The sequence below is a fragment of the Actinomyces sp. 565 genome, assembly GCF_010365615.1.
In the GTDB taxonomy this organism is placed as follows: Bacteria; Actinomycetota; Actinomycetes; order Actinomycetales; family Actinomycetaceae; genus Actinomyces.
The window spans coordinates 82457-106072 of record NZ_PIZD01000058.1; the positions used below are offsets into that span (position 1 = coordinate 82457).

The 23616-nt window shown below is 68.2% G+C and carries 18 protein-coding genes; 12 read left to right on the plus strand and 6 right to left on the minus strand.

What is annotated here, in order from left to right; genetic code table 11:
- Window positions 1-32: 32 nt before the first annotated feature.
- Together GZ997_RS09275 and GZ997_RS09280 are read right to left on the minus strand one after the other, a co-directional pair.
- The gene (locus GZ997_RS09275; protein ID WP_162679664.1) at window positions 33-1031 is read right to left on the minus strand and encodes a sugar phosphate isomerase/epimerase; all 999 of its coding nucleotides are present in this window, start codon (window positions 1029-1031) and stop codon (window positions 33-35) included.
- 113 nt (window positions 1032-1144) lie between these two features.
- On the minus strand, window positions 1145-2347 hold the full coding sequence (locus tag GZ997_RS09280; RefSeq protein ID WP_161924702.1) for a Gfo/Idh/MocA family oxidoreductase: 1203 nt from the start codon (window positions 2345-2347) through the stop codon (window positions 1145-1147).
- Window positions 2348-2730: 383 nt separating this feature from the next.
- On the opposite strand from GZ997_RS09280, the gene GZ997_RS09285 reads away from it, so the two are divergent.
- A complete protein-coding gene (locus GZ997_RS09285; protein ID WP_162679665.1) occupies window positions 2731-3786 on the plus strand; it encodes a LacI family DNA-binding transcriptional regulator in 1056 nt (351 codons plus the stop codon).
- A 77-nt stretch (window positions 3787-3863) separates the two neighbouring features.
- On the opposite strand, the gene iolG is transcribed toward GZ997_RS09285, so the two are convergent.
- From iolG to GZ997_RS09300, 3 genes are all read right to left on the minus strand, one after another.
- Entirely contained in the window at window positions 3864-4853 is a 990-nt protein-coding gene (iolG, locus tag GZ997_RS09290; RefSeq protein WP_162679666.1) for an inositol 2-dehydrogenase, read from the minus strand.
- Between the two features lie 209 nt (window positions 4854-5062).
- Window positions 5063-6139: a transaldolase family protein gene (locus GZ997_RS09295; protein ID WP_162679667.1), complete on the minus strand. Its 1077-nt coding sequence runs from the start codon at window positions 6137-6139 to the stop codon at window positions 5063-5065.
- A 322-nt stretch (window positions 6140-6461) separates the two neighbouring features.
- Window positions 6462-7208 carry a GntR family transcriptional regulator gene (locus GZ997_RS09300; RefSeq protein WP_162679668.1) on the minus strand — a complete coding sequence of 249 codons (747 nt, stop codon included), beginning with the start codon at window positions 7206-7208 and terminating at the stop codon, window positions 6462-6464.
- Between the two features lie 257 nt (window positions 7209-7465).
- Between GZ997_RS09300 and iolC the strand changes: the two genes are divergently transcribed.
- From iolC to GZ997_RS09350, 10 genes are all read left to right on the plus strand, one after another.
- On the plus strand, window positions 7466-8455 hold the full coding sequence (gene iolC, locus GZ997_RS09305; RefSeq protein WP_162679669.1) for a 5-dehydro-2-deoxygluconokinase: 990 nt from the start codon (window positions 7466-7468) through the stop codon (window positions 8453-8455).
- Window positions 8456-8468: 13 nt separating this feature from the next.
- On the plus strand, window positions 8469-9347 hold the full coding sequence (locus GZ997_RS09310; protein ID WP_161924697.1) for a deoxyribose-phosphate aldolase: 879 nt from the start codon (window positions 8469-8471) through the stop codon (window positions 9345-9347).
- The gene (gene iolB / locus GZ997_RS09315; protein ID WP_162679670.1) at window positions 9344-10243 is read left to right on the plus strand and encodes a 5-deoxy-glucuronate isomerase; all 900 of its coding nucleotides are present in this window, start codon (window positions 9344-9346) and stop codon (window positions 10241-10243) included. Before GZ997_RS09310 ends, iolB begins: the two co-directional genes overlap by 4 nt.
- Before the next feature lie 100 nt (window positions 10244-10343).
- The gene (gene iolD, locus GZ997_RS09320) at window positions 10344-12251 is read left to right on the plus strand and encodes a 3D-(3,5/4)-trihydroxycyclohexane-1,2-dione acylhydrolase (decyclizing) (RefSeq protein WP_162679671.1); all 1908 of its coding nucleotides are present in this window, start codon (window positions 10344-10346) and stop codon (window positions 12249-12251) included.
- A gap of 81 nt (window positions 12252-12332) precedes the next feature.
- Entirely contained in the window at window positions 12333-13826 is a 1494-nt protein-coding gene (locus GZ997_RS09325) for a CoA-acylating methylmalonate-semialdehyde dehydrogenase (RefSeq protein WP_162679716.1), read from the plus strand.
- A 237-nt stretch (window positions 13827-14063) separates the two neighbouring features.
- Complete coding sequence (locus tag GZ997_RS09330; RefSeq protein ID WP_162679672.1) at window positions 14064-15005, plus strand: sugar phosphate isomerase/epimerase; 942 nt, start codon at window positions 14064-14066, stop codon at window positions 15003-15005.
- Window positions 15006-15084: 79 nt separating this feature from the next.
- A complete protein-coding gene (locus GZ997_RS09335) occupies window positions 15085-16095 on the plus strand; it encodes a Gfo/Idh/MocA family oxidoreductase (RefSeq protein WP_162679673.1) in 1011 nt (336 codons plus the stop codon).
- Window positions 16096-16132: 37 nt separating this feature from the next.
- Window positions 16133-17005 carry a sugar phosphate isomerase/epimerase gene (locus tag GZ997_RS09340; protein ID WP_161924692.1) on the plus strand — a complete coding sequence of 291 codons (873 nt, stop codon included), beginning with the start codon at window positions 16133-16135 and terminating at the stop codon, window positions 17003-17005.
- Between the two features lie 277 nt (window positions 17006-17282).
- The gene (locus tag GZ997_RS09345) at window positions 17283-18737 is read left to right on the plus strand and encodes a sugar porter family MFS transporter (RefSeq protein WP_162679674.1); all 1455 of its coding nucleotides are present in this window, start codon (window positions 17283-17285) and stop codon (window positions 18735-18737) included.
- A 627-nt stretch (window positions 18738-19364) separates the two neighbouring features.
- Entirely contained in the window at window positions 19365-20981 is a 1617-nt protein-coding gene (locus GZ997_RS09350) for an MFS transporter (RefSeq protein ID WP_162679675.1), read from the plus strand.
- A gap of 145 nt (window positions 20982-21126) precedes the next feature.
- Here GZ997_RS09350 and GZ997_RS09355 read toward each other — a convergent pair whose 3' ends face one another.
- On the minus strand, window positions 21127-22143 hold the full coding sequence (locus tag GZ997_RS09355; protein WP_162679676.1) for a LacI family DNA-binding transcriptional regulator: 1017 nt from the start codon (window positions 22141-22143) through the stop codon (window positions 21127-21129).
- Window positions 22144-22448: 305 nt separating this feature from the next.
- Here GZ997_RS09355 and GZ997_RS09360 point away from each other — a divergent pair, with 305 nt between their 5' ends.
- Entirely contained in the window at window positions 22449-23603 is a 1155-nt protein-coding gene (locus GZ997_RS09360; protein ID WP_162679677.1) for a zinc-binding dehydrogenase, read from the plus strand.
- Window positions 23604-23616: the final 13 nt, after the last annotated feature.

A 23616-nucleotide genomic window follows, 5' to 3' on the forward strand; every position in this document is an offset into this window, starting at 1 on the left:
GTTCTTGGGCGGTCGTGTTTGGCTCTCGGTGCTCAGAGCTTGGCGGCCGCCGCAAGCAGGTTGGTGGCCGACAGCCGCAGGCCCTCGACGTTGCCGTACTCGGCGTCCTCGTGCTCGATGTTGACGTTCATGTCTGGGTTCACCGCCGCGATGGCGCGCAGGAACTCGGCCCAGTAGTCCGTGTCATGCCCCAGGCCGAAGGCGACGAAGCGCCAGGCGGGATCCTGCGGCCAGGCGGTGGTCCAGTAGCCGTAGGCCACCGGCGTCTTGTTCTCCGCCTCGGCGGGGACGTGCCCGAAGTCGGTGTCCAGCACCCCGCGGTAGGCCACACCGGGGAACACCCTGGTGTCCTTGGCGTGGACGTGGCCGACCAGGTTCCCCAGCCGCTTGGTGGCGGCGATCGGGTCCATCTGCTGCCAGAACAGGTGCGAGGGGTCCATGTTCACCTTAATGTTCGTGGCCCCGGTCTCCTCAATCAGCCGCTCGAAGGCGGGGATGTTGAACACCAGGTTGCGGGGGTGCAGCTCAAGGCAGACCTGCACGTCGTTGTCCCGGGCCAGGGCGTCAATCTCCTTGAAGAAGGGCACGACCACGCTCCACTGGTATTCGAGGATCTCCATGTCGATGCCGTTCCATGGGTTGACGACCCAGGTGGGGTACTTCGCCGTCGGGTCGGTGCCGGGCGTGCCGGACATGGTGACGATCTCCCCGACGCCGAGCAGGCCCGCCAGCTTGATGGCGTTGCGCAGGTCCGCGGCGTGCTTGATGCCTTCGGCGGGCAGCGGCGATGTGGGGTTACCAGAGGTGTTCAGGCCGGACAGCCGCATGCCGCGCTCGGCGAAGATGCCCAGGTAGTCCTCCCGGGCGGCCTGGGAGGCGAGCAGCGCGTCAACGGGGCAGTGGGGCGAGGGAATGAAGCCGCCGACGTTGACCTCGGCGCCGGTCAGCCCTGCCTCCTTCAGGACATCCAGGGCGGCCGGAAGCGGGCGGTCGGAAAGGCAGGCGGTGTAGGCGCCGTAGTTCAGTGCCATGAGGCTTTCTCCTTGTAGTTCTTGGGTGTGGCTCGTAGGTGTGGTTCTTGGGTGCGGCTCTCGGCTACCTGCGGTGAGGGCCGAGCCGCCTGGTGCAGCGGGCGTCCCGGGGATCACTTGTTGAAGGGGGTGATGTCGACGGCGGCGCCGCCATTGGCGGCCGAGGTGGCCACGGCGTCGGCGATGAGCATCTCGCGGTAGCCGTCGGCGAAGGTGGCGCACGGAGGCAGGGCGCCTTCGGTGACGCCGGCTACCTGCTGGAGGAAGGCGTAGGCCTGGTAGGTGAACTGCTCGATCTGGGTCAGGCCCACGCCGCCGAAGGCCATGGAGGAGCCGCGCTCGAAGTAGGGGAAGGTCGGGTTGACCAGCACCTGGCGGGCGCCGCCCAGGCCGGCGGGGGAGTTGACGTCGTCGACCTTGATCTCGCCGGCGCGGGCCAGGTCCCAGGAGGCCCGTCCCTTGGAGCCGAGCACGTCCAGCATCAGCGCGTTGGGCATGTTCCAGGCCACGCGCGAGCAGGAGAAGGTGCCCACCGCGCCGCTGGCGAAGTGCCCGGTGAAGGTGGCGACGTCGTCGTTGGTGACATCGGCCATCTCCACATCCGTGGTGTCCAGGGCGGTGCCGCGGGTGACGTGCCCCTTGGCTACGGGGCGCTGCTTGATGGAGGTCATCATGGCGCCTCCGGATACGGAGACCAGGGGGCCACAAATGGTCTCGGCGGTGTCGATCAGGTGGCTGCCGACGTCGCCGAGCGCCCCGGAGCCCATGGGGCCGGAGTAGCGCCAGGCCATGGGGGTGTTGGGGTCGACGCCGTAGTCGCACCAGTAGCGGCCCTCGAAGTGGTTGATCTCGCCCAGGTGCCCCTCCCGGACCAACTTGGCGATCTCGGCGATGGCGGCGTTGCGGCGGAAGGTGAAGCCGACGGAGGTGACGGTGCCGGCGGCCTTCTCGGCCTCGGCCATCGCCTTGGCCGACTCGAGGGTGTCCGCCAGGGGCTTCTCACACAGGACGTGCTTGCCGGCGCGGATCATGGCCTCGGCGATCTCGCGGTGCAGGGCGTTGCCCACCACGATGGAGACGATGTCGATGTTGGGGTCGTCGGCGATGTCGCGCCAGTCGGTGACGGCCTTCTCGTAGCCGTAGCGCTCGGCGGCGTCCTTGGCGAAGGGCTCGTAGGCGTCGGCGATGGCGGCCAGGCGGATCTTGGGCAGGCCCAGGTCGTAGACGGTGCCGACCTGGCGCCAGGCGTTGGCGTGGGTGGTGCCGGCCATGCCGGCGCCGATGACTGCGACTGACAGGGGTGAGCTGGAATTCATGGTTGGTGTCCTCGTTGACGGTGGTGGTGAAAGCGGGTGCTGCACCCTGTGCCGGCCGTGGGGCGCATGGCATGCCGTATCGCATGCGGTGCCGCACCGGACGCCGGCAGGCGGTCGGTGACGTCGGCCAAGGGAACGGACCCACATTAATTCACGCGCGTGAATTGGTGCCACAAGTGTGTTCTGCCCGCGCGTCGGAGTCAAGGGGGTGCGGGAAAGAAGTTCAAATTAGTCCGGACATTCGCCGGTATCGTGTGCGCGTGGAGTCTGTCGCCGCCGCTCCGGACGTGCGCCCCTGCCGGCTTCGGCCGACCCATAGAATGATGGCCGGGTGCCGCCGGTCGTGGTTGGCATCAGGGAAGTAGCTCGTGGAGAGGAGCCCTATGCCCGCCGGTGCCGTCTCGCGGGTGACCATCGCCATGGTCGCCGCACGCTGCGGCCGCTCGGTGTCCACGGTGTCCGCGGCGCTGAACGGTGCGCCGGGTGTGGCGGCCGCCACCCGGGAGGAGATCCTGCGGGTAGCCGACGAGATGGGCTACGTGGCCGATCCTCGCGCGCGCCTGCTGCGGCGCAGCCACTCCGGGCTAATCGGAGCGGGCTTCGCGGTGGGGCAGGCATTCCAGGGTCTGATCGTTGACGGCCTGTACCGTGCCTGTGCCGATCTGGAGCACTCGCTGGCGCTCGCGGCCGTGACCGCCCACCGTGACGGCGTGGCGGGGGTAAGGGCCCTGCTGGCCGATCACTGCGAGGGGCTGGTGCTGGTGGATCCGGCCATCCCGGACCATGAGCTCGGCCGCGCCGGCGCGCGGGTGCGGACCGTAGTCGTGTGCCAGACCACCGCGGTGGCGGGCATCGACGAGGTGCGCTCACGCGACGATGTCGGCATTACCGCCCTGATCAAGCACCTGGTCGCAACCGGACGGCGCCGCATCGTCTACCTTGACGGCGGTGCGCAGTCGGCCTCCGCGCCGCGCGCGGCCGCCTACCGCGCCGCCATGGCGGCGCACGGGCTGGCGGATGAGGTGCGCGTGGTTCCCGGCGGGGCGGATGAGGACGCCGGCGCTCGCGGCGCCGCGGCGCTGGCCGAGCTGCCTGAAGCGCTGGTGTGCTTCAACGATCATGCCGCGGTGGGCGCGCTTATGGAGCTGCGGCGACGCGGCGTCCGGGTACCGCAGGACGTGGCCGTGTGCGGCTATGACGGCATCCCCGTAACCGCCGCCACCGCATTCGACTTGACCACCGTGCGTCAGGATGCCGCCCTGATCGCCGAGGTGGCGGTGCGCACGCTACTGGCCCGGGTGCACCCGGAGCTGGCGGGGGTCCCGGCTGGGCAGGTGCCGGGGGAGCTGCCCGCCGGCGTCATCCGCGAGCCGCGCCCGCAGGGCGGTTGGGCCTACCTGGTGGCTCCTGAGCTGATCGTGCGCGAGTCCACGGCTTGACCCGGCCGCGCCCGAGGGGCGACCGGGTCAAGCGTGAGGCCGTGATGCGGGATAGGCGCCGGCGCGGGGCGGGAGTGTCAGGCCAGCCGCACGGGCTGCCCGGTGTGGGCGGACTCGGTGGCGGCCTCGGCCAGGCGCAGGGCGGCGACGGCGTCGGCGATGCCGGTCGGGGGAGTGGTGCCCGCCTCAACCGCCTCGATGAAGGCCGACAGCTCCAGCCGGTAGGCGTCGGCGTAGCGCTCCAGGAAGAAGTCCAGGTAGGGCTCCTGGGCGTCGGTGACCTCCGCGTTGGACAGGCGCACCGTGTGGGCGCGCACGTTCTCCGCCAGCAGCGCGCCCTCTCGGCCGGAGGCCTCCAGGCGCTGGTCGTAGCCGGAGGCGCAGTGCCGGTTGTTGATGATCGTGGCCACCGCGCCGCTGGCGGCCTTGAGGGTGACGACGGCGGCGTCGAAGTCGCCGGTCGCGGCGATGGCCGGATCCAGGTGCTGGCCCACGGCGTGGACCTCGACGATGTCGCCGAGGAAGAAGCGGGCGGTGTCGAAGTCGTGAATGGTCATGTCGCGGAAGATGCCGCCGGAGACCTTGATGTACTCGGCCGGCGGGGCCGCCGGGTCGCGGGAGATGATGGTCAACTGCTCCAGCTCCCCGATCCGCCCCTGTCGCACTGCGGCGCGGACGGCGGCGAAGGACGGGTCGAAGCGCCGGTTGAAGCCGAACATGACGGGCGTGGTTACGGCGTCAAGCTCGGTGCGGGCGGAGTCGACGTCCTGCATGTTCAGGGCGATGGGCTTCTCGCAAAGGACCGCCTTGCCCGCCTTCGCGGCCGCCAGCAGGTGGGGGATGTGCAGCGGCGTCGGGGAGCCCACGACGACGGCGTCGACCTCCGGGTCGGAGAAGACCTCCTCGGCGTCCTTGCAGGAGCGGGCGCCGTACTGGGAGGCCAGTTTCTCCGCGGCGTCACCGAAGGGGTCGCACACCAGTGCGAGCTTCGCCTGCGGGTGTGCGGCTACGGTGCGGGCGTGGACGTGGCCGATGCGGCCGGCACCGATGATGGCGATGTTGAGCATCTGCGAACTTCCTTTGAGAGCTTCCTTGGTCGTGGGCGCGGGGTCGTGGGTGCGCGGCGGCGGCACTGTCTGAGCGCGCGCGTTAGCGACGGGTCTGCGGTGGCCCGGATGTGATTGAAGCGGGGTGTGAACCGGCGGTGCGGGAGGAGGTGGTGGCGCGAGCGCCGGTTCCGGGAACCGCCCGCGTTCGGCTCCCGGAACCGGTCGGCTCACGGCTGCGGCATGATGACGTCGCGCACCAGGGCCTCCAGGTCGGCGTCGGCCTGGAGGAACCCGCGCAGTGTGCGGCGCGTGGCGCCGTAGGAGTCGAACTCCTCCGGGGTCATGCCGTCCGGCTCGTAGGCGCGCACGAACTCGGGGATCGACATCAGCGTCTCCATGATCTCCGGGGCCACGGGCACGTCGATCCGGGGCTCAACCTTGTAGCCGGAGTCGTTGATGAGCTTCTGCCACTTGAAGGGCGGGGAGACCACCAGGTCACCGCCAACCAGCTCCGACCAGTGCATGACGTTGCGGAAGGCGGCCGAGAGCACCCGGGCGCGCAGCCCGCGGGACTGGAACTCCCGGTAGGCGCGCTTCAGGGCGGCTACGCCGCCCCACTCCAGGTGGCCGGGATCGATGAACAGGTTGTCCCGCTTGGCGACGATCTTGAGCCAGTCGTCCAGGCGGCCGCCCATGAGCGTGACGACCGGACCCATGGTGGAGGTGTCCTTGCCCTCGGCCTCGCGCCGCTTGAGACCGCGCTCAATCGCCTCGCCCGCGGTGACTGCCTGCGGCACGGAGAAGGACACGGTCACGTTCACGGACACTCCGCGGTAGGTGGCCTCCTCGATGGCCTTGATGCCGGTGGCGGTGGCGGGGATCTTGACGATGATGTTCTTGGCTAGCTTGGAGAACTCCTCCGCCTGGTCGGCCAAGGCCTTGGCGGAGCGGGCCAGGCGCGGGTCGGTTTGCATCGACAGGCGGCCGTTGCGCCCCTTGTGCTCCTCGAAGATCGGCTCCAGCAGCTTGGCGGCGTCAATGCTCAGCTCGCGCACCACCTGCCAGCCGATCTCGGACTCGCTGGCCTCGGGCATCTCCTCGGCGAGCTCGGCGATGCGGGGGAGCCAGCGCTCCTTCTTCTGGTTGATGCAGGTGTAGGCGATCGTAGGGTTGCAGGTGGCGCCTACGCCGCCGAAGGAGATGGACTGGCGCAGCTCGTCGGGGTCGGCGGAGTCGTTCCACAGTGCGGTTGGGGTGGTGCGGGCGGCCTCGAGAAGGGGCCCGGGGGTGTATTCAGTGCTCATCGGCGTGCTCCTGGGTGAGGGGTGGGCCACCGGCGTCTTCGACTGTGTGGTCCGTTGGCTCAATTCAAGCGCTGAGCGCCGCCGCTGTCAAGCATTTGTAATGACAAATCTAGGGAGGTTTGTACTGGCAGTGCGATGGGTGCCGACTGGTGCCGGCGGGCGTCGGCAGGTCTTGGTGGCTGCGGGCGGCGTCTTGCGCGCCGCGGAGCTCGCGGGCACAGGTGGCCCGAACCGGTCACCGCCCGGCGCCAGGCGCCCCGTGGTGGCGGGGGCGGAGCTTGCGCGGCGCCGTCCCGGGGCGTGGCCAGAGGGCGGGGCGGCTTCAGCCGGTGAAAAGGGAGGTCTCGAAGGAGTAGCGCGAGGCGCGGTAGATGTGGTTGCCGTACTCGATTACCCGGCCCGTGGCGTCATAGGTGGTGCGCTTGGCGGTCAGCAGGGCGGCGCGGCGGCGCTCGTCGAGGGCATCGGCCTCCTTGGCGGTGGCGTTGCGGGCGCCGATCACCTGCTTGGCGGTTGCCGGCACGATTCCACGCGCGCGCAGGAGGTCGTACAGGCCCGCGTGCTCGAGCTCTTCGCGAGTCGGTGCGATGGCGGCCGGCAGCAGATTGTCCATCAGGGCGATCGGCTCGCCGTCGGCGCTGCGCAGGCGGCGCAGATGAGTGACCTCGGTGCCGGGGGCCACCTCAAGCTGCTCGGCCTGCTCCTCTGTGGCCGGCGCGGTGGTGTACTCCAGCAGCGTGGTCTCGACTCTGTGCCCGGCGGCAGTCAGGTCTGACAGCAGGCTGGACAGCTCCATGGGGCGGCGCACGTGCGGTGAGGCGACTACCGTGCCGGCGCCCCGCCGGCGGGAGACCAGGCCGCGGTCCGCCAGGGACTGCATGGCCTGGCGGGCGGTGGGGCGGGATACTTGCAGGCGCTTGGCCATGGAGACCTCGTCCTCGATGCGGGTTCCCGGCGCCAGCTCGCCCTCCAGGATCAGCGCGCCGAGAGCTTCCGCTATCTGGGCGTACAGCGGGAGCTCGCTGGAGCGATCAATGGTGATCTCTGGCTGAAAGGGCGTATCGGACATGCAGGCTCTCTGAAAGGACGATCGATAGACACATGGTACGGCGCCGGGGTGGTCTGCGGGTCGGGGGCTGGGGATCGACTTTGACTCGTTCGGGTCGCGGCTTTGCTGGCGCGGCCCGGGCGGACAGTCGAAACTGCTTCATTTTGTTCGGACAAACCGCTTGACTGGTGGAGCGGATCTGGGCCAGACTTCGAGCAGCGGGCCCTCGCGGGCGCCCGGATGCGCCCCGCCCCGATGATGTGGAAAGGGAGACCAACATGACCGCTTCGTCGAGCACGCCGCCGCTCGATGTACTGACGATCGGACGCTGTGGGATCGATATCTACCCGCTCCAGGTCGGCGTCGGACTGGAGGACGTGGAGAGCTTCGGCAAGTTCCTGGGCGGAAGTCCTACCAATGTGGCCGTGGCCGCGGCACGCTACCGGCACCGCTCCGCGGTCATAACCGGGGTGGGCGACGATCCCTTCGGGCGCTTCGTGTGCTCGGAGATGCGTCGGCTGGGCGTGTATGACGACTACGTAGTCACCAAGTCGGACTTCAACACCCCGGTCACCTTCTGCGAGATCTTCCCCCCGGACAACTTCCCCCTGTACTTCTACCGTGAGCCCTCCGCCCCCGACCTGGAGCTGACGGATAACGACATCCCGGGCGACGCCGTACGTGACGCCGCGATCTTCTGGATCTCCGCCACGGGCCTGAGCAAGGAGCCCTCCCGCTCGGCCCACCACGCCGCCCTGGACCTGCGCGGGCGCAAGCGGCACACCATCATCGACCTGGACTACCGGTCCATGTTCTGGAAGGACGAGGCCACCGCGCACCGGGAGGTAGCTGCGGTCCTGCCCAAGGTCACCGTCGCGATCGGCAACCGCGAGGAGTGCCGCGTCGCCGTCGGCCAGACCGAGCCGGACAAGGCGGCCGACGCCCTGCTGGAGGCGGGCGTGGAGCTGGCCATCGTCAAGCAGGGCCTGGAGGGCACGCTGGCCAAGACCCGGCAGGAGCGGGTGGAGATCCCCGTGACCCCGGTGGTCACCAAGAACGGCCTGGGGGCGGGTGACGCCTTCGGCGGCGCCGTCTGCCACGGACTGCTGTCCGGCTGGTCGCTGGAAAAGACGATCTACGCCGCCTCCACGGCCGGCGCGATCGTCTCCTCGCGCCTGGAGTGCTCCACGGCGATGCCGACCGAGCCCGAGCTGCTCGCCCTGATGCGCACGCACCGTGACCTGGTGCCCACCCTGCAGGACCTGTGAGGAGGGGATGAGCATGTCTGAAACGCCGCTGACCGACCGGATCGTTGAGATCCGCGCCCACGCCCCCGAGCGCATCGCCCAGGTCCTGGCCGACCGCCCCCGCGGCACCCTCCCCGAAGGGGACGGCAAGCTCATGATCATCGCCTGCGACCACCCCGCCCGCGGGGCGCTCGCGGCCGGTGACGACCCCATGGCCATGGCCTCGCGGGAGCAAGTGCTCGCCCGCTGCGTCACCGCCCTGTCGCGGCCCGGCGTGAACGGCTTCCTGGGCACCGCCGACCTGATCGAGGACCTGGCCCTGCTCGGCGCCCTGGACGGCAAGCTCGTCTACGGCTCCATGAACCGCGGCGGCCTTGCGGGCTCCGCCTTCGAGATGGATGACCGCTTCACCGGCTACGACGCCGCCGGGGTGGTGTCCGCAGGCCTGGACGGCGGCAAGATGCTGCTACGCATCAACTACTCCGACCCCGCCACGGCTGACACCATCGCCGCCAGCGCCAAGGCCGTTGACGCCCTGGCCGAGCGCGGCGTCATGGCCATGGTGGAGCCCTTCATCTCCCGCTGGGAGTCGGGACGCGTAGTCAATGACCTCAGCCCCGACGCCGTCATGACGGCCATGGCCATCGCCTCCGGCCTGGGACGCACTTCCGCCTACACCTGGTTGAAGCTGCCGGCAGTCCCGGAGATGGAACGGGTTGTCGAGGCCTCCACGCTCCCCGCCCTGATCCTGGGCGGGGCCGTCTGCGCGGACGCCGACGCCGCCCGTGAGTCCTGGGCCAGGGCACTCGCCCTGCCCACCGTCAAGGGGCTGGTCATCGGCCGCTCCCTCCTGTATCCGCCAGACGACGACGTCGCCGCCGCCGTCGACCACACCGTAGGACTGCTCTCATGAACACGACCGCCCCCAGTGCCGCCCCCAGTGCTGCAGACATTTACGTGCCCGCCGGTACCTCCGGCCATGACACCTTCACTGTCGACGTCGATCCCGCCCGCGCCGGCTGGACCTACTCCGGGCTGCGCGTATGCGTGCTCGCCCCCGAGCGCTCCACCACCCTGGAGACCGGCGGGAGCGAGCTGCTGGTACTGCCGCTGGAGGGAGCCGCCACCGTCCTGGTGGACGGTCGCAGCTACGAGCTCACCGGCCGCACCGGCGTGTTCGAGGAGGTCACCGACTACCTGTACGTGCCGCGCGGCAAGACCTTCACCATCACCTCCCACGGGCGCGGCCGCTTCGCCCTGCCGGCGGCCGTGGCCTCCCGCGACCTGCCGGTGGCCTACTACGGGCGCGACCAGGTGCGCACCGACCTGCGCGGTGCGGGGGACTGCTCCCGGCAGGTGAACAACTACGCCCTGAACAACGGCGTGGAGACCTCTCACCTGCTGTGCTGCGAGGTGCTCACCCCCGGCGGCAACTGGTCCTCCTACCCGGCCCACAAGCACGACGTCGCCTCCGCCGATGAGCGCGAGCTCGAGGAGATCTACTACTTCGAGATCCGCAACGCCCCGGATGGGACCGCCGGATTCGGGCTGCACCGCACCTACGCCTCCAGCCCGGAGCGTCCCATCGACCTGTGCACCGAGGTGCACCAGGGGGACGTCGCCCTGGTGCCGTACGGCTACCACGGCCCCTGCGTGGCCGCGCCCGGCTATGACATGTACTACCTCAACGTCATGGCCGGCCCGGCCGAGGACCTGGTCTGGCTCGCCCCGGACGACCCCGCCCACCACTGGATCCGGGGCACCTGGGAGGAGCAGGAGATCGACCCGCGGCTACCCATGACGCACTGACGTCCAGGCCGGCCTGCGTCCCGTGCGCCCCGCCGATAAGCCAATCAAGCAACCAGCAAGTAAACCAGCCAGCAAACCTGCACAGATTGAGAACCCACCCATGAGCAATGAAGCCTACGCGGGCACCATCCGCCTTACCGTCGCCCAGGCCACCATCCGTTTCCTGTCCAACCAGTACTCCGAGCGTGACGGCGTCGAGCAGCGCCTGATTGCCGGCGCCTTCGGCATCTTCGGCCACGGCAACGTAGCCGGTATCGGTCAGGCGCTGCTGCAGAACGAGGTCGCCCCCCTGGAGGGCGAGGAGCCGATGCCCTACATCATGCCCCGCAACGAGCAGGGGCAGGTGCATGCGGCCGCCGCCTTCGCCAAGACCAGGAACCGGTTGCAGACCTACATGTGCACCGCCTCCATCGGCCCCGGCTCGCTCAACATGGTCACCGGCGCCGCCCTGGCCACCACCAACCGCCTGCCTGTGCTGCTGTTCCCCTCCGACCAGTTCGCCACCCGCGTGCCCGACCCGGTGCTCCAGCAGCTGGAGGACCCCACCACGCTGGATGTCACCGTTAATGACGCCTTCCGGCCGGTGTCCCGGTTCTTCGACCGCATCAACCGCCCCGAGCAGCTCATCCCCTCCCTGCTGAACGCCATGCGCGTGCTCACCGACCCGGCCGACACCGGCGCCGTCACCATCGCCATGCCGCAGGATGTCCAGGCCGAGGCCCACGACTGGCCGGTTGAGTTCTTCCGCAAGCGCGTATGGCACGTGCGTCGCCCCGTGCCCGAGCCGGCCGCCCTGGAGCGCGCCGTAGCCCTGATCCGCGCCGCCAAGCGGCCACTGGTGATCGCCGGCGGCGGAGCGATCTACTCCGAGGCCTCCGAGGAGCTGCGCGCCTTCGCCACCGCCACGGGCATCCCGGTGGCCGACACGCAGGCCGGCAAGGGCGCCATCAACTTCGACCACCCCTGCGCCGTGGGCGGGGTCGGCTCCACCGGCGGCGACTCCGCCAACCACTTGGCGGACAAGGCCGACCTGATCATTGGCGTCGGCACCCGCTACTCCGACTTCACCACGGCATCCAAGACCCAGTTCAAGAACCCCGACGTCAAGTTCGTCAACGTCAACGTCGCCGCCTTCGACGCCGCCAAGGAGAGCGCGGAGATGGTCGTGGCCGACGCCCGCGAGGCACTGGTGGCGCTGACCGAGGCCCTGGCCGACTACCACGTGGAGCCCGCTTACACCGCGGAGATCGCCCGCGAGCGCGAGGCCTGGTTCGCCGTCACCGACAAGTGCTACCACCTGGACCACCAGCCGCTGCCGGCGCAGACGGAGGTATTCGGCGCCCTCAACGAGCTGCTCGGCGACGAGGACGTGGTCATCAACGCCGCCGGCTCCATGCCCGGCGACCTCCAGGCCCTGTGGCAGGCCAAGACCCCCGTCCAGTACCACGTGGAGTACGCCTTCTCCTGCATGGGCTACGAGATCCCGGCGGCGCTGGGCGTGAAGCTGGCACGGCCGGAGAGTGAGGTCGTCTCCATCGTCGGGGACGGCACCTACCAGATGCTCCCCATGGAGCTGGCCACGGTGGCCCAGGAGGGCATCAAGGTCATTTACGTACTGCTGCAGAACTATGGCTTCGCCTCCATCGGGTCGCTGTCCGAGTCCCACGGCTCCCAGCGCTTCGGCACCAAGTACCGCCGCCGCGGCCAGGGCGGCCACCTGCAGGACGAGGACAAGATCGCCGGGGTGGACATTGCCGCGAACGCCGAGTCCTGGGGCCTGAAGGTCTACCGGGTCTCCACGATTGCGGAGTTCAAGGAGGCCTACGCCCAGGCGCACGCCGGGGACGAGGCCGCCATGATCCACATCGAGACCGATCTGTACGGCCCGAACCCGCCGTCCTCCTCCTGGTGGGACGTGGTGGTCTCCGGCGTCTCCAACCTGGAGTCCACCCAGAAGGCCTACGAACAGTACGTCGAGGACCGCAAGCCACAGCGCCACTACCTGTGAGCGGCGGCCCCTACCTGAACGAACCTGAACCGAGAACACACGAAGGAGTCAGCGATGACACAGAGCACCTCAGCGTCCGACCTGCGGACGATCACCCACTGGGTTGACGGCAAGCCCTACGAGGGCAGCCCGATCGGCCGCTTCCCGGTGGAGAACCCGGGCACCGGCCAGGTGGAGGCCGAGTTGCTGCAGGCCTCGGACGCCGACCTCGACTACGCCGTCGAGGTGGCCACCCGGGCGCAGAAGGAGTGGGCCAAGTACTCCCTGGCCAAGCGCACCGCCATCATGTTCCGTATGCGGGACCTCGTCCTGGAGCACCAGGATGAGATGGCCCGGCTGATCGTAGCCGAGCACGGCAAGAACTACTCCGACGCCATCGGGGAGATCCAGCGCGGCCGGGAGACCCTCGACTTCGCCACCGCGATCAACCTCGCCTTGAAGGGGGAGTACTCCTACGACATCTCCACGGGTGTGGACATCCACACCCTGCGCCAGCCGGTCGGCGTGGTCGCGGGCATCTGCCCCTTCAACTTCCCGGCCATGGTGCCCATGTGGATGCACCCGATCGCCATCGCCACCGGCAACGCCTTCATTCTCAAGCCCGCATCCATGACGCCGTCGGCGGCCCTGCTGACCGCCCAGCTGTACAAGGAGGCCGGCCTGCCCGACGGCGTGTTCAACGTCGTCGCCGGCAACCGGAAGATGGTCACCAAGGTGCTGGAGCACCCGGGGATCAACGCCATCTCCTTCGTGGGCTCCACCCCGGTGGCCCACATCGTGCAGGACACCGGCGTAACCCACGGCAAGCGGGTGCAGGCCCTCGGCGGGGCCAACAACCACGCCATCGTCATGCCCGACGCCGACCTGGACTTCGCCGCCCAGCACATCTCGGCCGCCGCCTTCGGCGCCGCCGGCGAGCGCTGCATGGCGCTGCCCGTCGTCGTCGCCGTCGGCGGGATCGGTCCGGACCTCGCCCGGCGCGTCAAGGCGCACGCCGAGAAGATCAAGGTTGGCTACGGCATGGACGAGGGCGTGGAGATGGGGCCGGTCATCGACGCGAAGTCCAAGGAGAACATCATCGGGCTGATCAATGAGGGCGAGTCCAAGGGCGGTGACGTGGTCCTGGACGGCCGGGGGCTAGTGGTTCCCGGGCACGAGAACGGACACTTCCTGGGCCCCACCATTGTTGACAACGTGCCGCTGGACTCCGAGCTGTACCAGCAGGAGGTATTCGGGCCGGTGCTCTCCATCGTGCATGCCGACACCTACGAGGAGGCCATCGAGATCGTCAACTCCTCGCCCTACGGCAATGGCTCGGCGATCTTCACCAACGACGGCGGCGTCGCCCGCCGCTTCCAGCTGGACGTCGAGGCTGGCATGGTCGGCATCAACGTCCCGATCCCGACCCCGGTGGCCTACTACTCCTTCGGTGGCTGGAAGGAGTCCCTGCTCGGGGACACGCACATTCACGGTCCGGAGGGCGTGAAGTTCTACACCAGGGCCAAGGCGATCACCTCCCGCTGGCCCAGTGAGAAGACCTACGCGGCCACGATGTCCTTCCAGCGCGAGGAGTAGGCGAGGCTAGACGGCGCGGTCCCCGCGCGTGCGCCCCCGCAGTGCCGTGGCTGCGGGGGCGCACGGTGCGCGCCGGTCTCGCACCGCGTCGGGCCGTTCTCACCACCAAATTTGTCAGTACAAATCTCTGGTGTTTTCGGGTGCCGACCGTTACACTCGTAGTTGTCCGAAACGATTCGGACGCTCGGGTCGGCCGCCGCCGGTCCGAGCGATCCAGCTGAACTCCTAGGAGTGACAATGACGTCTACCGCCTCCAAGGCCGTCAACACCAACGACCCGAAGTACTCCAAGCTCACCATCGGAGTGTGTCCGGACCAGTGGGGTGTCTGGTTCGCCGACGATCCCAAGCAGATGCCGCCCCGCCAGGCGTGGGAGGAGATGGCCGAGGCCGGCTTCGAGGTCATCGAGACCGGCCCCTGGGGCTACTTCCCCACCGACCCCAAGGAGCTCCAGAAGTGGTGCGACGAGTACGGCATGCGGGTCGTCGCAGGAACCGGCTGGGGCATTCTGCACAAGGCCGAGGCCTGGCCCGAGACGGTCAGGCACTTCCGGGAGATCGCCGAGACCCACGCCGCCGTCGGCGCCGAGTACATGGTTCACCTGCCCCCGCTCTACCGCGATGACAAGACCTGGGAGTGGACTGACGACCGCGTCCTGAGCGACGAGGCCTGGAAGCTGTACGTCGAGCACGCCAACGCGCTCGGCCAGATGCTGCTGGAGGACTACGGCCTGAAGATGGTGCTGCACCCCCACGGCGACTCCCACATTGAGACGCCCGAGGAGATCGCCCGCATCTTCGACGCCACCGACCCCAGGTACGTCAACCTGTGCCTGGACTCCGGTCACGTGGTCTACGGCGGCGGCGACCCGGTGGAGCTGTGCAAGAAGTACCCCGAGCGCATCACCTACGTGCATATCAAGGCCTTCGATGAGGACATCACCCGTGAGGCCCATGAGAAGGACTGGCCCTTCGGCGAGGCAGTCACCAAGGGCGCCTCGGTCTGCCCGCCGGCGGGCCTGCCGGAGATGCACGCCTTCGTGGACGCGCTCGCCGAGCTGGACAAGCCGATCTACTGCATCTGCGAGCAGGACTGCTACCCCTGTGACCCGTCCTTCCCCAAGCCCAACGCCATCAACATGCGCAAGTACCTGGCCGAGTGCGGCCTGGGCCTGGCCTGAGCGGCGCGGCCGAGCCCGCCCGCAAAGCCTCAACCACAACGAAGCCTCAGCGAAGTCTCAAGGAAGAGAGAGAAGAGTAATGACTGTTCGCATTGGTCTCATCGGCGCCGGCGGCATGGGCCGCGCCCACCTCGCCCGCATCACCAACGACCTGTCCGGCGGCAAGATCGTCGCCGTGGCGGACATCAACCACGATGCTGCAGTGTCGGCCGCCGAGCCCTACGGGGCGAAGGCCTACCACACCTCCGACGAGCTGATCAATGACCCCGATGTCGACGCCGTCGTCATCGCCACCTTCGGCAAGGTGCACGCTCCTGACGTCATCAAGTGCATCGAGGCCGGCAAGTACGTCCTGTGCGAGAAGCCGCTGGCCACCACCGCCGAGGACTGCCTCAAGATCATGCAGGCCGAGCAGAAGGCCGGCAAGAAGCTGGTCACCGTCGGCTTCATGCGCCGCTTCGACGCCGCCTACAACGAGATGAAAGCCGTCCTGGATGCGGGGGAGAACGGGAAGGCGCTGCTGGTCCACAACCGCCACCGCAACCCGTCGGTGCCGGAGTCCTACACCTCGCGCATGGCCATAGATGACACCGCCATCCACGAGATCGACACCATGCGCTGGCTGCTGGGGGAGGAGATCGTCAAGGTGCGCGTCGAGCGCCCGAAGTCCACCACCCACCGCTTCGACCACCTGATCGACCCGGTCGTGGTGGTCATGTACACCGAGTCCGGCGTGCGCATCGACGACGAGGTCAACGTCAACCTGCAGTGGGCATACTCCATCGAGTGCGAGCTCGTGCTCGAGACCGCGGCGGTGCGCCTGGGCGACCAGGAGAAGATCCACATCCGCGACGCCTACGGCAACCGCAACGCCATGTGCCAGTCGCACATCGACCGCTTCCAGGGTGCCTTCAACCGCGAGTTCCAGGAGTGGATCAACGCCGTCGCCCGCGACGAGCACACCGGCTCCACCTCCTGGGACGGCTACGCGGCCACCTCCGTGGTCGACGCCGCCGTCGCCTCGCTGGAGGACGCCTCCTCACCTCTGGTTGACGTCACCCTCATCGACAAGCCGGACTTCTACGCCTGACGCTGGCCGGGACGCAACCACCGAAAGGAGAGGCCTCATGGTCGATATCGCCCTGGATCCGAACATGTACTACCTGAGCATGTCCACTGCGGACACCTTGCACAAGGCCGCGCAGCTAGGGTTCAAGTACGTGGAGCTCTCGCCTAACAACGAGTTCCACCTCTGGCACCACTACCCCAAGGCCGACCGGGCCTTCATCTCCGAGCTCAAGCAGGCGGAGAAGGACTCCGGCGTCAAGGTGCGCACCTTGAACCCGGTGTTCAACTGGTCCTCGCCCGATGAGGCCGAGCGCCAGGCGCAGGTGCGCAACTGGCGGCGCCTGCTAGAACTCGCGGACGCCCTGGACGTGCGCGACATCGTTTCGGAGTTCTCCGGCGACCGCAACCTCGCCAGCCGTTCCGAGCAGCAGTGGTACAAGTCCATTGAGGAGCTGATCCCGCACTTCGAGAAGTACGGCATCCGCCTGAACATGGAGGCGCACCCCTACGACTTCGTCGAGCTGCACGACCGGGCGCTCGAAATCGTCCGCTCGGTGGACAAGGACTGGCTCGGCTACGAGTACTGCTGCCCGCACACCTTCCACCTGTCCGACGGCGCCGGCGACGCCGACCGCATGATCCGCACCGCCGCCGCGGCGGGCAAGCTCCGTGAGGTGCACGTCTCCGACGGCTTCAACCACCGCATCAACGACGGCAACCGGTACATCATCAATCCGCCGGGAGCAGATGTGACCGTCCACCAGCACAATGCCATCGGTAACGGCGAGGTCCCCTGGGACCAGGTGTTCGGCACGCTGCGTGAGGTCGGCTTCGACGGTGTGGTATCCGTGTGCATCTTCGGCTGGCACGAGCGGGCCGACGAGTACAACAAGGCCGCGCTGGAGCGCCTGACCCAGGAGCTCGGCGGCTGATCCGGGGACGGCTGCTGCGCTGCGCGCCCAGCAGCCGCCCCGCCCGTGCCCCGCCCGTGCCCCGCAGTGTGCGGGGCTGCCGCCCGCTGCGGCGGCGCGGCCCAGGTCCGCTAGCGCCTGGAGGCACTGCGCCGACAGGCCGCCAGGCGCATATCTCAAATCCCTCATCAACCCGATCCTCACACGTGGGAAGATTCCCTCGCACAATTTGTCCTGACAATTTCGTGGTAATTGTGCTACCGTGAAGCCCACCGTATGAGTCGACAAAGGAGTCAACGTGTCACACAGTCCAACCGCCAGCGCCCCTCCCGGAGCGACTAAGCTGCCCCCGCTGACGCCGGGTCCCTACCGCGCCCGGCTGACTGTCGTCGCCCTGATCGCCACCCTGGGCGGTCTGCTCTTCGGCTACGACACCAGCGTCATCAATGGTGCCCAGAGCTTCATGGTCAGGCCCGATCAGCTGGACCTGACCGACTTCGGCCTGGGCATCGCGGTCAGTTCCCTGCTCTTCGCCAGTGCCGTGGGTGCGCTGACTGGCGGGCGCATCTCGGACATGATCGGCCGCAAGACGGCGATCACGCTCATGGCGTCAATGTTTTTAGTGGGCGTGGTCGTGGTCGTCACCGCAGTCAACCTGCCGATGCTGGCCTTCGGGCGGGTCATCCTGGGGCTGGCCGTGGGCTCGGCCTCCGTGGTGGTGCCGGTCTACCTGGCGGAGCTCGCACCCTATGAGATTCGCGGGTCGCTGGCCGGACGCAACGAGATGATGATCGTGACCGGCCAGCTGCTGGCCATCATCATGAACGCCATCATCGGCAACGTCTGGGGCAGCCAGTACCCGTGGGTGTGGCGGGCCATGTTTGCGCTGGCCGCTGTGCCGGCAATCCTCCTGCTGCTGGGGGTGACGCGTCTGCCCGAGTCGCCGCGCTGGCTCGCCGACAAGGGACGTGAGCAAGAGGCGCTCGAGATTCTCGACGACCTGCGGCCTGAGGGGCGCGCCAAGCCCGAGCTGGCTGAGATCCAGGCTGCCAGCAAGGAGGAGGCCAGCCGGGTCAACATGAGCGTTAAGGAGATCTTCTCCAACAAGAACCTGGTGCGCATCGTCCTCATCGGCTGCGGAATCGGCTTCTTCCAGCAGACCACGGGCATCAACTCCATCCTCTACTACGGGGAGCGGGTGCTGGAGGAATCCGGTTTCAGCACCGGGGCGGCCCTGATCGCCAATATCGCCCCGGCCACGATCTCGGTGATTGCCGCGGTGATCGCCCTGCAGATGATGGACCGCTTCTCCCGGCGCAAGACCTTCCTGTGGGGCTACGCGTTGGTTGCGATCACCCACGTGCTCATTGCGACTGCGGCGAGCGTGCTGCCGGAGAACGATGTCAAGCCCTTCGTGCTGCTGGCACTGATCGTGTTCTTCGTGGGATCGATGCAGCTGTGCCTGAACGTGGCGACCTGGGTGACGTTGTCGGAGATCTTCCCGCTGAAGATGCGCGCCTTCGGTATGGGGCTGTCGGTCTTCGTCCTGTGGATGACCAACTCCTTCCTGAGCCTGGCTTTCGCCTCGGTCATCTCGGCGATCGGGCTGTCCATGTCCTTCCTCGTATTCGCCGTGCTGAACGTCATCGCCTTCGTCTTCTTCTTCATGTTCGTGCCCGAGACCAAGGGCCGTACGCTGGAGCAGCTGGAGGCGGATGTGATCAGCGGTGAGCTCTTCAAGCGCCGCAAGTAGCGAGCAACCGGGATAACTGAATCCAGCGGCGGAGCGTCGGCGCTCTGGTGCCGCGACGTGACCCGCCCAACTGCGGGGTCGGCCACTGCCGGGTGCGGTGGTCGGCCCCGCATGCATGTGCATGCCGCGCGTGGTCGGGGCCGGCGGGTTAGGCATTTGCGCCGGGGCGGGCGGGTTTCTCGGGTCTGGGGCGTGGTGATCGTGCTCGGGGAACGCCTCCTCGGGCCGGCGAGATCGTATTCGTCGCGCGGAGGTCGTACTCGGGCCGGCGAGGTCGTATTCGCCGGGTGGAGGTCGTTCCCGGGGGCGCGGGTCGTCGCCGTGTCTGGTGGGTTGGCGCCGTTCCGCGCGGGTTGTGGGTCTGATCACACAAGTCGTCGTTGTGGCGGGCGAGTCCCAGCCGCGGCGGCGAAGCGCGTTGTGATCGGTGAGCCGTCAGACGCAAGCCACGAGTGTGGACCCCGCCGTGCGCGCCCGGGTCATCGCGCACGCGCCGCGCATGCCAACCACCACCCACCGCCTCCGTCTGCGAGCCGCGTCCAAAGGCACGAAGGGTCGTTAATCGCCTAGCATCTACGCGTCCTCTAACCTGCGTGCCTTGGCAGGTTCCCCAAGGAGTTATTAACAATGTCCACAACGACTCTGGCTGCCGGTGAGTACAGCCGCGCGAAGATTCAGGAGCTGGTCGACCAGACCCCGCCGTCGGGCAGGAAGCGCTCGCTGGGCGCGATCGCTGTCGTTGCCACCCTGGGATCCCTGCTGTTCGGTTACGACACCGGCGTGATCTCCGGCGCCCTGCCATACATGTACCTGCCGCGCACGGCGGACGGGCTGGCCCTAACCACCACGGAGGAGGGCTGGATCGGTGGGCTGCTGTGCATCGGTGCAGCGCTGGGCGCGTCCGTAGGCGGCAAGCTCTCCGACAAGTACGGTCGGCGCCACAACATCACCCTGCTGGCCATCATCTTCCTGTTCGGCGCCTTGGGCTGCACGTTCGCGCCCAACATCTGGATCCTGTACCTGTTCCGGGTGATCCTCGGATTCGCCGTCGGCGGGGCCTCAGCAACCGTGCCGGTCTTCCTCGGTGAGACGGCACCCAAGCGTATCCGCGGCACCCTGGTTGCGGTGGACCAGATGATGATCGTCTTCGGACAGTTCCTGGCCTACTCCATGAATGCGATCCTGGCCCGGATGTTCGGCGGCCCGGAGGTGACGGTTTCGCGCGATGTCGTCAACAGCGCGGGCAATACGGTTGCGCGGGCGGGTGATGCCGTCGCCTGGGAGAGCGTGCAGAACTTCGCCGACGTCATGGTCAGCTCCGGCAACGGCGTGACTTGGCGCTACATGCTGGTGCTGGCGTCCCTTCCGGCCGTCGCCCTGTGGATCGGCATTCGGCTCATGCCCGAGTCATCTCGGTGGTACGTGGCCAACCTGCGCATACCGGAGGCGATCGGCTCCCTCAAGCGCGTGCGCAACGAGGCCAAGGACGGCCCCATTGCCGAGGAGATCGACGAGATGCTGCAGATCCAGCGCAAGGAGGCCAACCAGGAGAAGTGGAGGCTGTCCCAGATCTGGAGCACCCGGTGGACGCGCCACCTGCTCATCATCGGCATCATCCTGGGTCTGGCCGATCAGCTGACCGGCATCAACACCGCCATGTACTACACCCCGAAGGTGCTAGCCGCCGCGGGGCTGCCGATGAGTGATGCCATCTCGCTGAACGTGGTGTCCGGAGGCGTGTCCTTCATCGGCTCGGCGGTCGGGTTGTGGCTGGTCACCAAGTTCGCCCGCCGGCACGTCGGCATCTACCAGGAGATCAGCATTGTGGTCTCCCTGGGGCTGTTGTCGGCGGTGTTCTTCTTCCTGATCCAGCCCTACCAGAACGCCGACGGCGACATCGTGGGCGCCCCGACCTTCGCGCCCTTCCTGGTGCTGATCATCGTGAGCCTGTTTGTATTCGCCAAGCAGTCGGGGACGGTCACCTGGATCCTGATCGCTGAGATCTTCCCCAGCAAGATCCGCGGCACCGCCATGGGGCTGGCAGTCGGTGCCCTGTGGATCGCCAATGCCATCGTCGCGATCGTGTTCCCGATCATGATGGACAGGCTCGGCGGCGCGGGCACCTACCTGGTGTTCTGCCTGATCAACGTGGTCTCGCTGATCTTCTACATCAAGTTCGTGCCCGAGACGAAGTACGACTCCCTGGAGGAGTTGGAGGAGCGCTTCGAGCGCGAATACAGCTGACCCCGCTGCCCCGGCCGGTCCCGGCACCACTGACGTGCCGGGATCGACGCCAACGACGTGCCCGGCTGCCCGTGCGCGCAGGAAGGCGCGAGTCGATCTTGTAGTCGTGGGTAGGCCGAGCGTTCGCGCCCCCGGAGCCGAGCACCTAGACGGTGGAGGAGGTGCGGACGACTAGGCGGCCCGCGACCTGAACGTCGTTGGGTGGGGGAGGTGCGTCGGGGTGCCGCGCGAGTGCGGCCGCCCGCTCGACGACGAGGCGCACCGCCGCCTCGGCCATCTGCTGGTCCGGCTGGTTCAGGCTGGTTAGGGCGAACTCTGAGCGGCGCGCCAGGTACGTGTTGTCGTAGGAGACCAGCGGAATGCGCCCCGCCCCTTGGCGTCCCAGTTCCCGCAGCACGGCGACGGCGTCGATGGCGAGCATGTCATTGTGCGCGATCAGCCCCATCTGCGGCGTGCCCACGCGCAGCAGACTGCGGATGGCGGCCCCGGCGTCATCGGCACTGGCCTCCTCGGTGGTAAGTGGCAGGCCCACGTCACCGGCGGCCCGGGCCAAGGCCTCCTCCCGGGCCAGGCGTGAGGCGTCGTCGCCGATGCGGGGGGCCACGTAACCCAGGGAGCTGACCCCGCGCGAGGCCAGGTGGGAGACGATCTGCCCGGCGGCCTGTCGCTCGTCGATGTGGACGGCGTCGACGTGTCCGCCCGGTGGGAGCCGACCGATCAGGCAGGTGGGCGCTTCCTGCCCCAGGGCGACCAGCTGCGCGTCGGTGAGCCACGGGGAGACCAGGATCAGTCCGAGCACCCGCACGCCCAGCAGGGATCCGATCGCGCGCCGCAGCCGGTCCTGGTCCTCCGCACCGACGGTGACGAAAACGGTTAGCCCCTGCGCGGCCGCGGCCTCGTCCAGCGAGCGGGAGACCTGCTCGAAGAAGGCGTTGCGGAGGTTGGGAAGTACCAGCCCAATCGTGGTTGAGCGCTGGCGCGCCAGCGCGGAGGCCGCCGTGTTGATGCGGTACCCGAGCGAGGTGGCCACTTGCAAGATATGGGTGCGCGTGCCCTCGGCAACCTTGGGCGAGCCGCTCAGCGCGAGGGAGACGAGGCTGCGTGATACCCCGGCAGCCGCGGCGACGTCGGACTGGGTGACGTCTTGACCACTGGTAGGCATGGTGTTCCCTCTCCTCCGCCAAGGTGCGGACGGGAGGGACTTTAGCGGACGAACGTGCTAGTGGGGCAGCGGTGCGCGCCTAACAAGGCGCATCTGCGCAAGAGGACGCCGTCCACCGGGCATGCCTCGATGGACTCCAGGTGTGGGCCGCCCGCGCCATGCGCTAGGCGCGCGTGGGGGAGTGCTTGCGGGAGCCGAGGACGCTTGGCCAATATGTCCTGACAAATGATTGTTGTGGTGCTAGGCTCGGCCTAGGCCAAGCGCCGGGGCGCGATCGTCGCGTCCGCTTCGAGAGGGATACCCACATGACGAGCAACGATGCAGTCCAGAACACCACCATCCCGGAAACCATGCGCGCCGCGGTGCTGCGCGATCCCGAGGTCGGCCTCCAGGTCGAAACCATCCGTACCCCCCACCCGAAGAGTGGGGAGGTGCTGGTCAAGGTTGCCGCGTGCGGCCTGTGCCACTCCGACCTGCACGTGATCGGCGGAGCCATCGCCTTCCCCAAGCCCGCCGTGCTCGGGCACGAGGTAACCGGCACCATAGTTGAGCTTGGGCCGGGTAATGAGCACACCGGCTTGGAGGTCGGCCAGAACGTCGCCGGCGGCTTCCTCATGCCCTGCGGCCAGTGCGAGGCCTGCGCGGCCGGTCATGACGAGCTGTGCGGGCCGTTCTTCGACCTCAACCGTCTCAAAGGGCTTCTCTACGACGGCACCACCCGCCTGGCCACCCTTGAGGGCGACCCCATCTACATGTACTCCATGGGCGGCCTGGCCGAGTATGCGGTCATCCCAGCCACCTCGGTGGCCCCCGTGCCCGACGCGCTCGACCTGGTCCCCGGAGCGATCCTCGGCTGCGCCGCCATGACCGGCTACGGGGCTGTGCGACGCGGCGCCGACCTGCGCTTTGGGGAGACCGTCGCCGTCGTCGCCACCGGCGGGGTGGGCACCAACATCGTTCAGGTCGCCCGCGCCTTCGGCGCCAGCCAGGTCATCGCCATCGACGTCTCCGATGAGAAGCTTGCGCCCATGCCCGGATACGGTGCCACCGCTGTGGTCAACTCCGTCACTCAGGACGCCCGCGAGGAGGTTCTGAAGCTCACCGGCGGCAAGGGCGTCGACGTCGCCTTCGAGGCACTGGGCATCCCCGCCACTTGGAAGACCGCCCTGGACGTGCTGGCCGACGGCGGCCGCATGGTCCCGATCGGCCTGGGCGCCGGCGTGCAGACCGCCGAGGTCGAGATCAACCGCACCGTGCGCCGCTCGCAGAAGATCCTCGGCTCCTACGGCGCCCGCACCCGCCAGGACCTGCCGGCCGTCGTCGACCTGGCCGCCCGTGGCGTCATCAATTACAAGGACGTCGTCTCCCGCCGCTTCTCGCTTGAGGAGGCGGGTGCCGGGTACGAGGCCCTGCGCAACCGCCAGATCCAGGGGCGTGCGGTTGTGGATATGAGCCTGTGAGATAGGCGCGGGA

What these genes read in the sequence shown, in the direction of transcription:
- GZ997_RS09275 (WP_162679664.1), bottom strand. Translation starts at nt 1,031, where the DNA reads ATGGCACTGAACTACGGCGCCTACACCGCCTGCCTTTCCGACCGCCCG.
- GZ997_RS09280 (WP_161924702.1), bottom strand. Translation starts at nt 2,347, where the DNA reads ATGAATTCCAGCTCACCCCTGTCAGTCGCAGTCATCGGCGCCGGCATG.
- GZ997_RS09285 (WP_162679665.1), top strand. Translation starts at nt 2,731, where the DNA reads ATGCCCGCCGGTGCCGTCTCGCGGGTGACCATCGCCATGGTCGCCGCA.
- iolG (WP_162679666.1), bottom strand. Translation starts at nt 4,853, where the DNA reads ATGCTCAACATCGCCATCATCGGTGCCGGCCGCATCGGCCACGTCCAC.
- GZ997_RS09295 (WP_162679667.1), bottom strand. Translation starts at nt 6,139, where the DNA reads ATGAGCACTGAATACACCCCCGGGCCCCTTCTCGAGGCCGCCCGCACC.
- GZ997_RS09300 (WP_162679668.1), bottom strand. Translation starts at nt 7,208, where the DNA reads ATGTCCGATACGCCCTTTCAGCCAGAGATCACCATTGATCGCTCCAGC.
- iolC (WP_162679669.1), top strand. Translation starts at nt 7,466, where the DNA reads ATGACCGCTTCGTCGAGCACGCCGCCGCTCGATGTACTGACGATCGGA.
- GZ997_RS09310 (WP_161924697.1), top strand. Translation starts at nt 8,469, where the DNA reads ATGTCTGAAACGCCGCTGACCGACCGGATCGTTGAGATCCGCGCCCAC.
- iolB (WP_162679670.1), top strand. Translation starts at nt 9,344, where the DNA reads ATGAACACGACCGCCCCCAGTGCCGCCCCCAGTGCTGCAGACATTTAC.
- iolD (WP_162679671.1), top strand. Translation starts at nt 10,344, where the DNA reads ATGAGCAATGAAGCCTACGCGGGCACCATCCGCCTTACCGTCGCCCAG.
- GZ997_RS09330 (WP_162679672.1), top strand. Translation starts at nt 14,064, where the DNA reads ATGACGTCTACCGCCTCCAAGGCCGTCAACACCAACGACCCGAAGTAC.
- GZ997_RS09335 (WP_162679673.1), top strand. Translation starts at nt 15,085, where the DNA reads ATGACTGTTCGCATTGGTCTCATCGGCGCCGGCGGCATGGGCCGCGCC.
- GZ997_RS09340 (WP_161924692.1), top strand. Translation starts at nt 16,133, where the DNA reads ATGGTCGATATCGCCCTGGATCCGAACATGTACTACCTGAGCATGTCC.
- GZ997_RS09350 (WP_162679675.1), top strand. Translation starts at nt 19,365, where the DNA reads ATGTCCACAACGACTCTGGCTGCCGGTGAGTACAGCCGCGCGAAGATT.
- GZ997_RS09355 (WP_162679676.1), bottom strand. Translation starts at nt 22,143, where the DNA reads ATGCCTACCAGTGGTCAAGACGTCACCCAGTCCGACGTCGCCGCGGCT.
- GZ997_RS09360 (WP_162679677.1), top strand. Translation starts at nt 22,449, where the DNA reads ATGACGAGCAACGATGCAGTCCAGAACACCACCATCCCGGAAACCATG.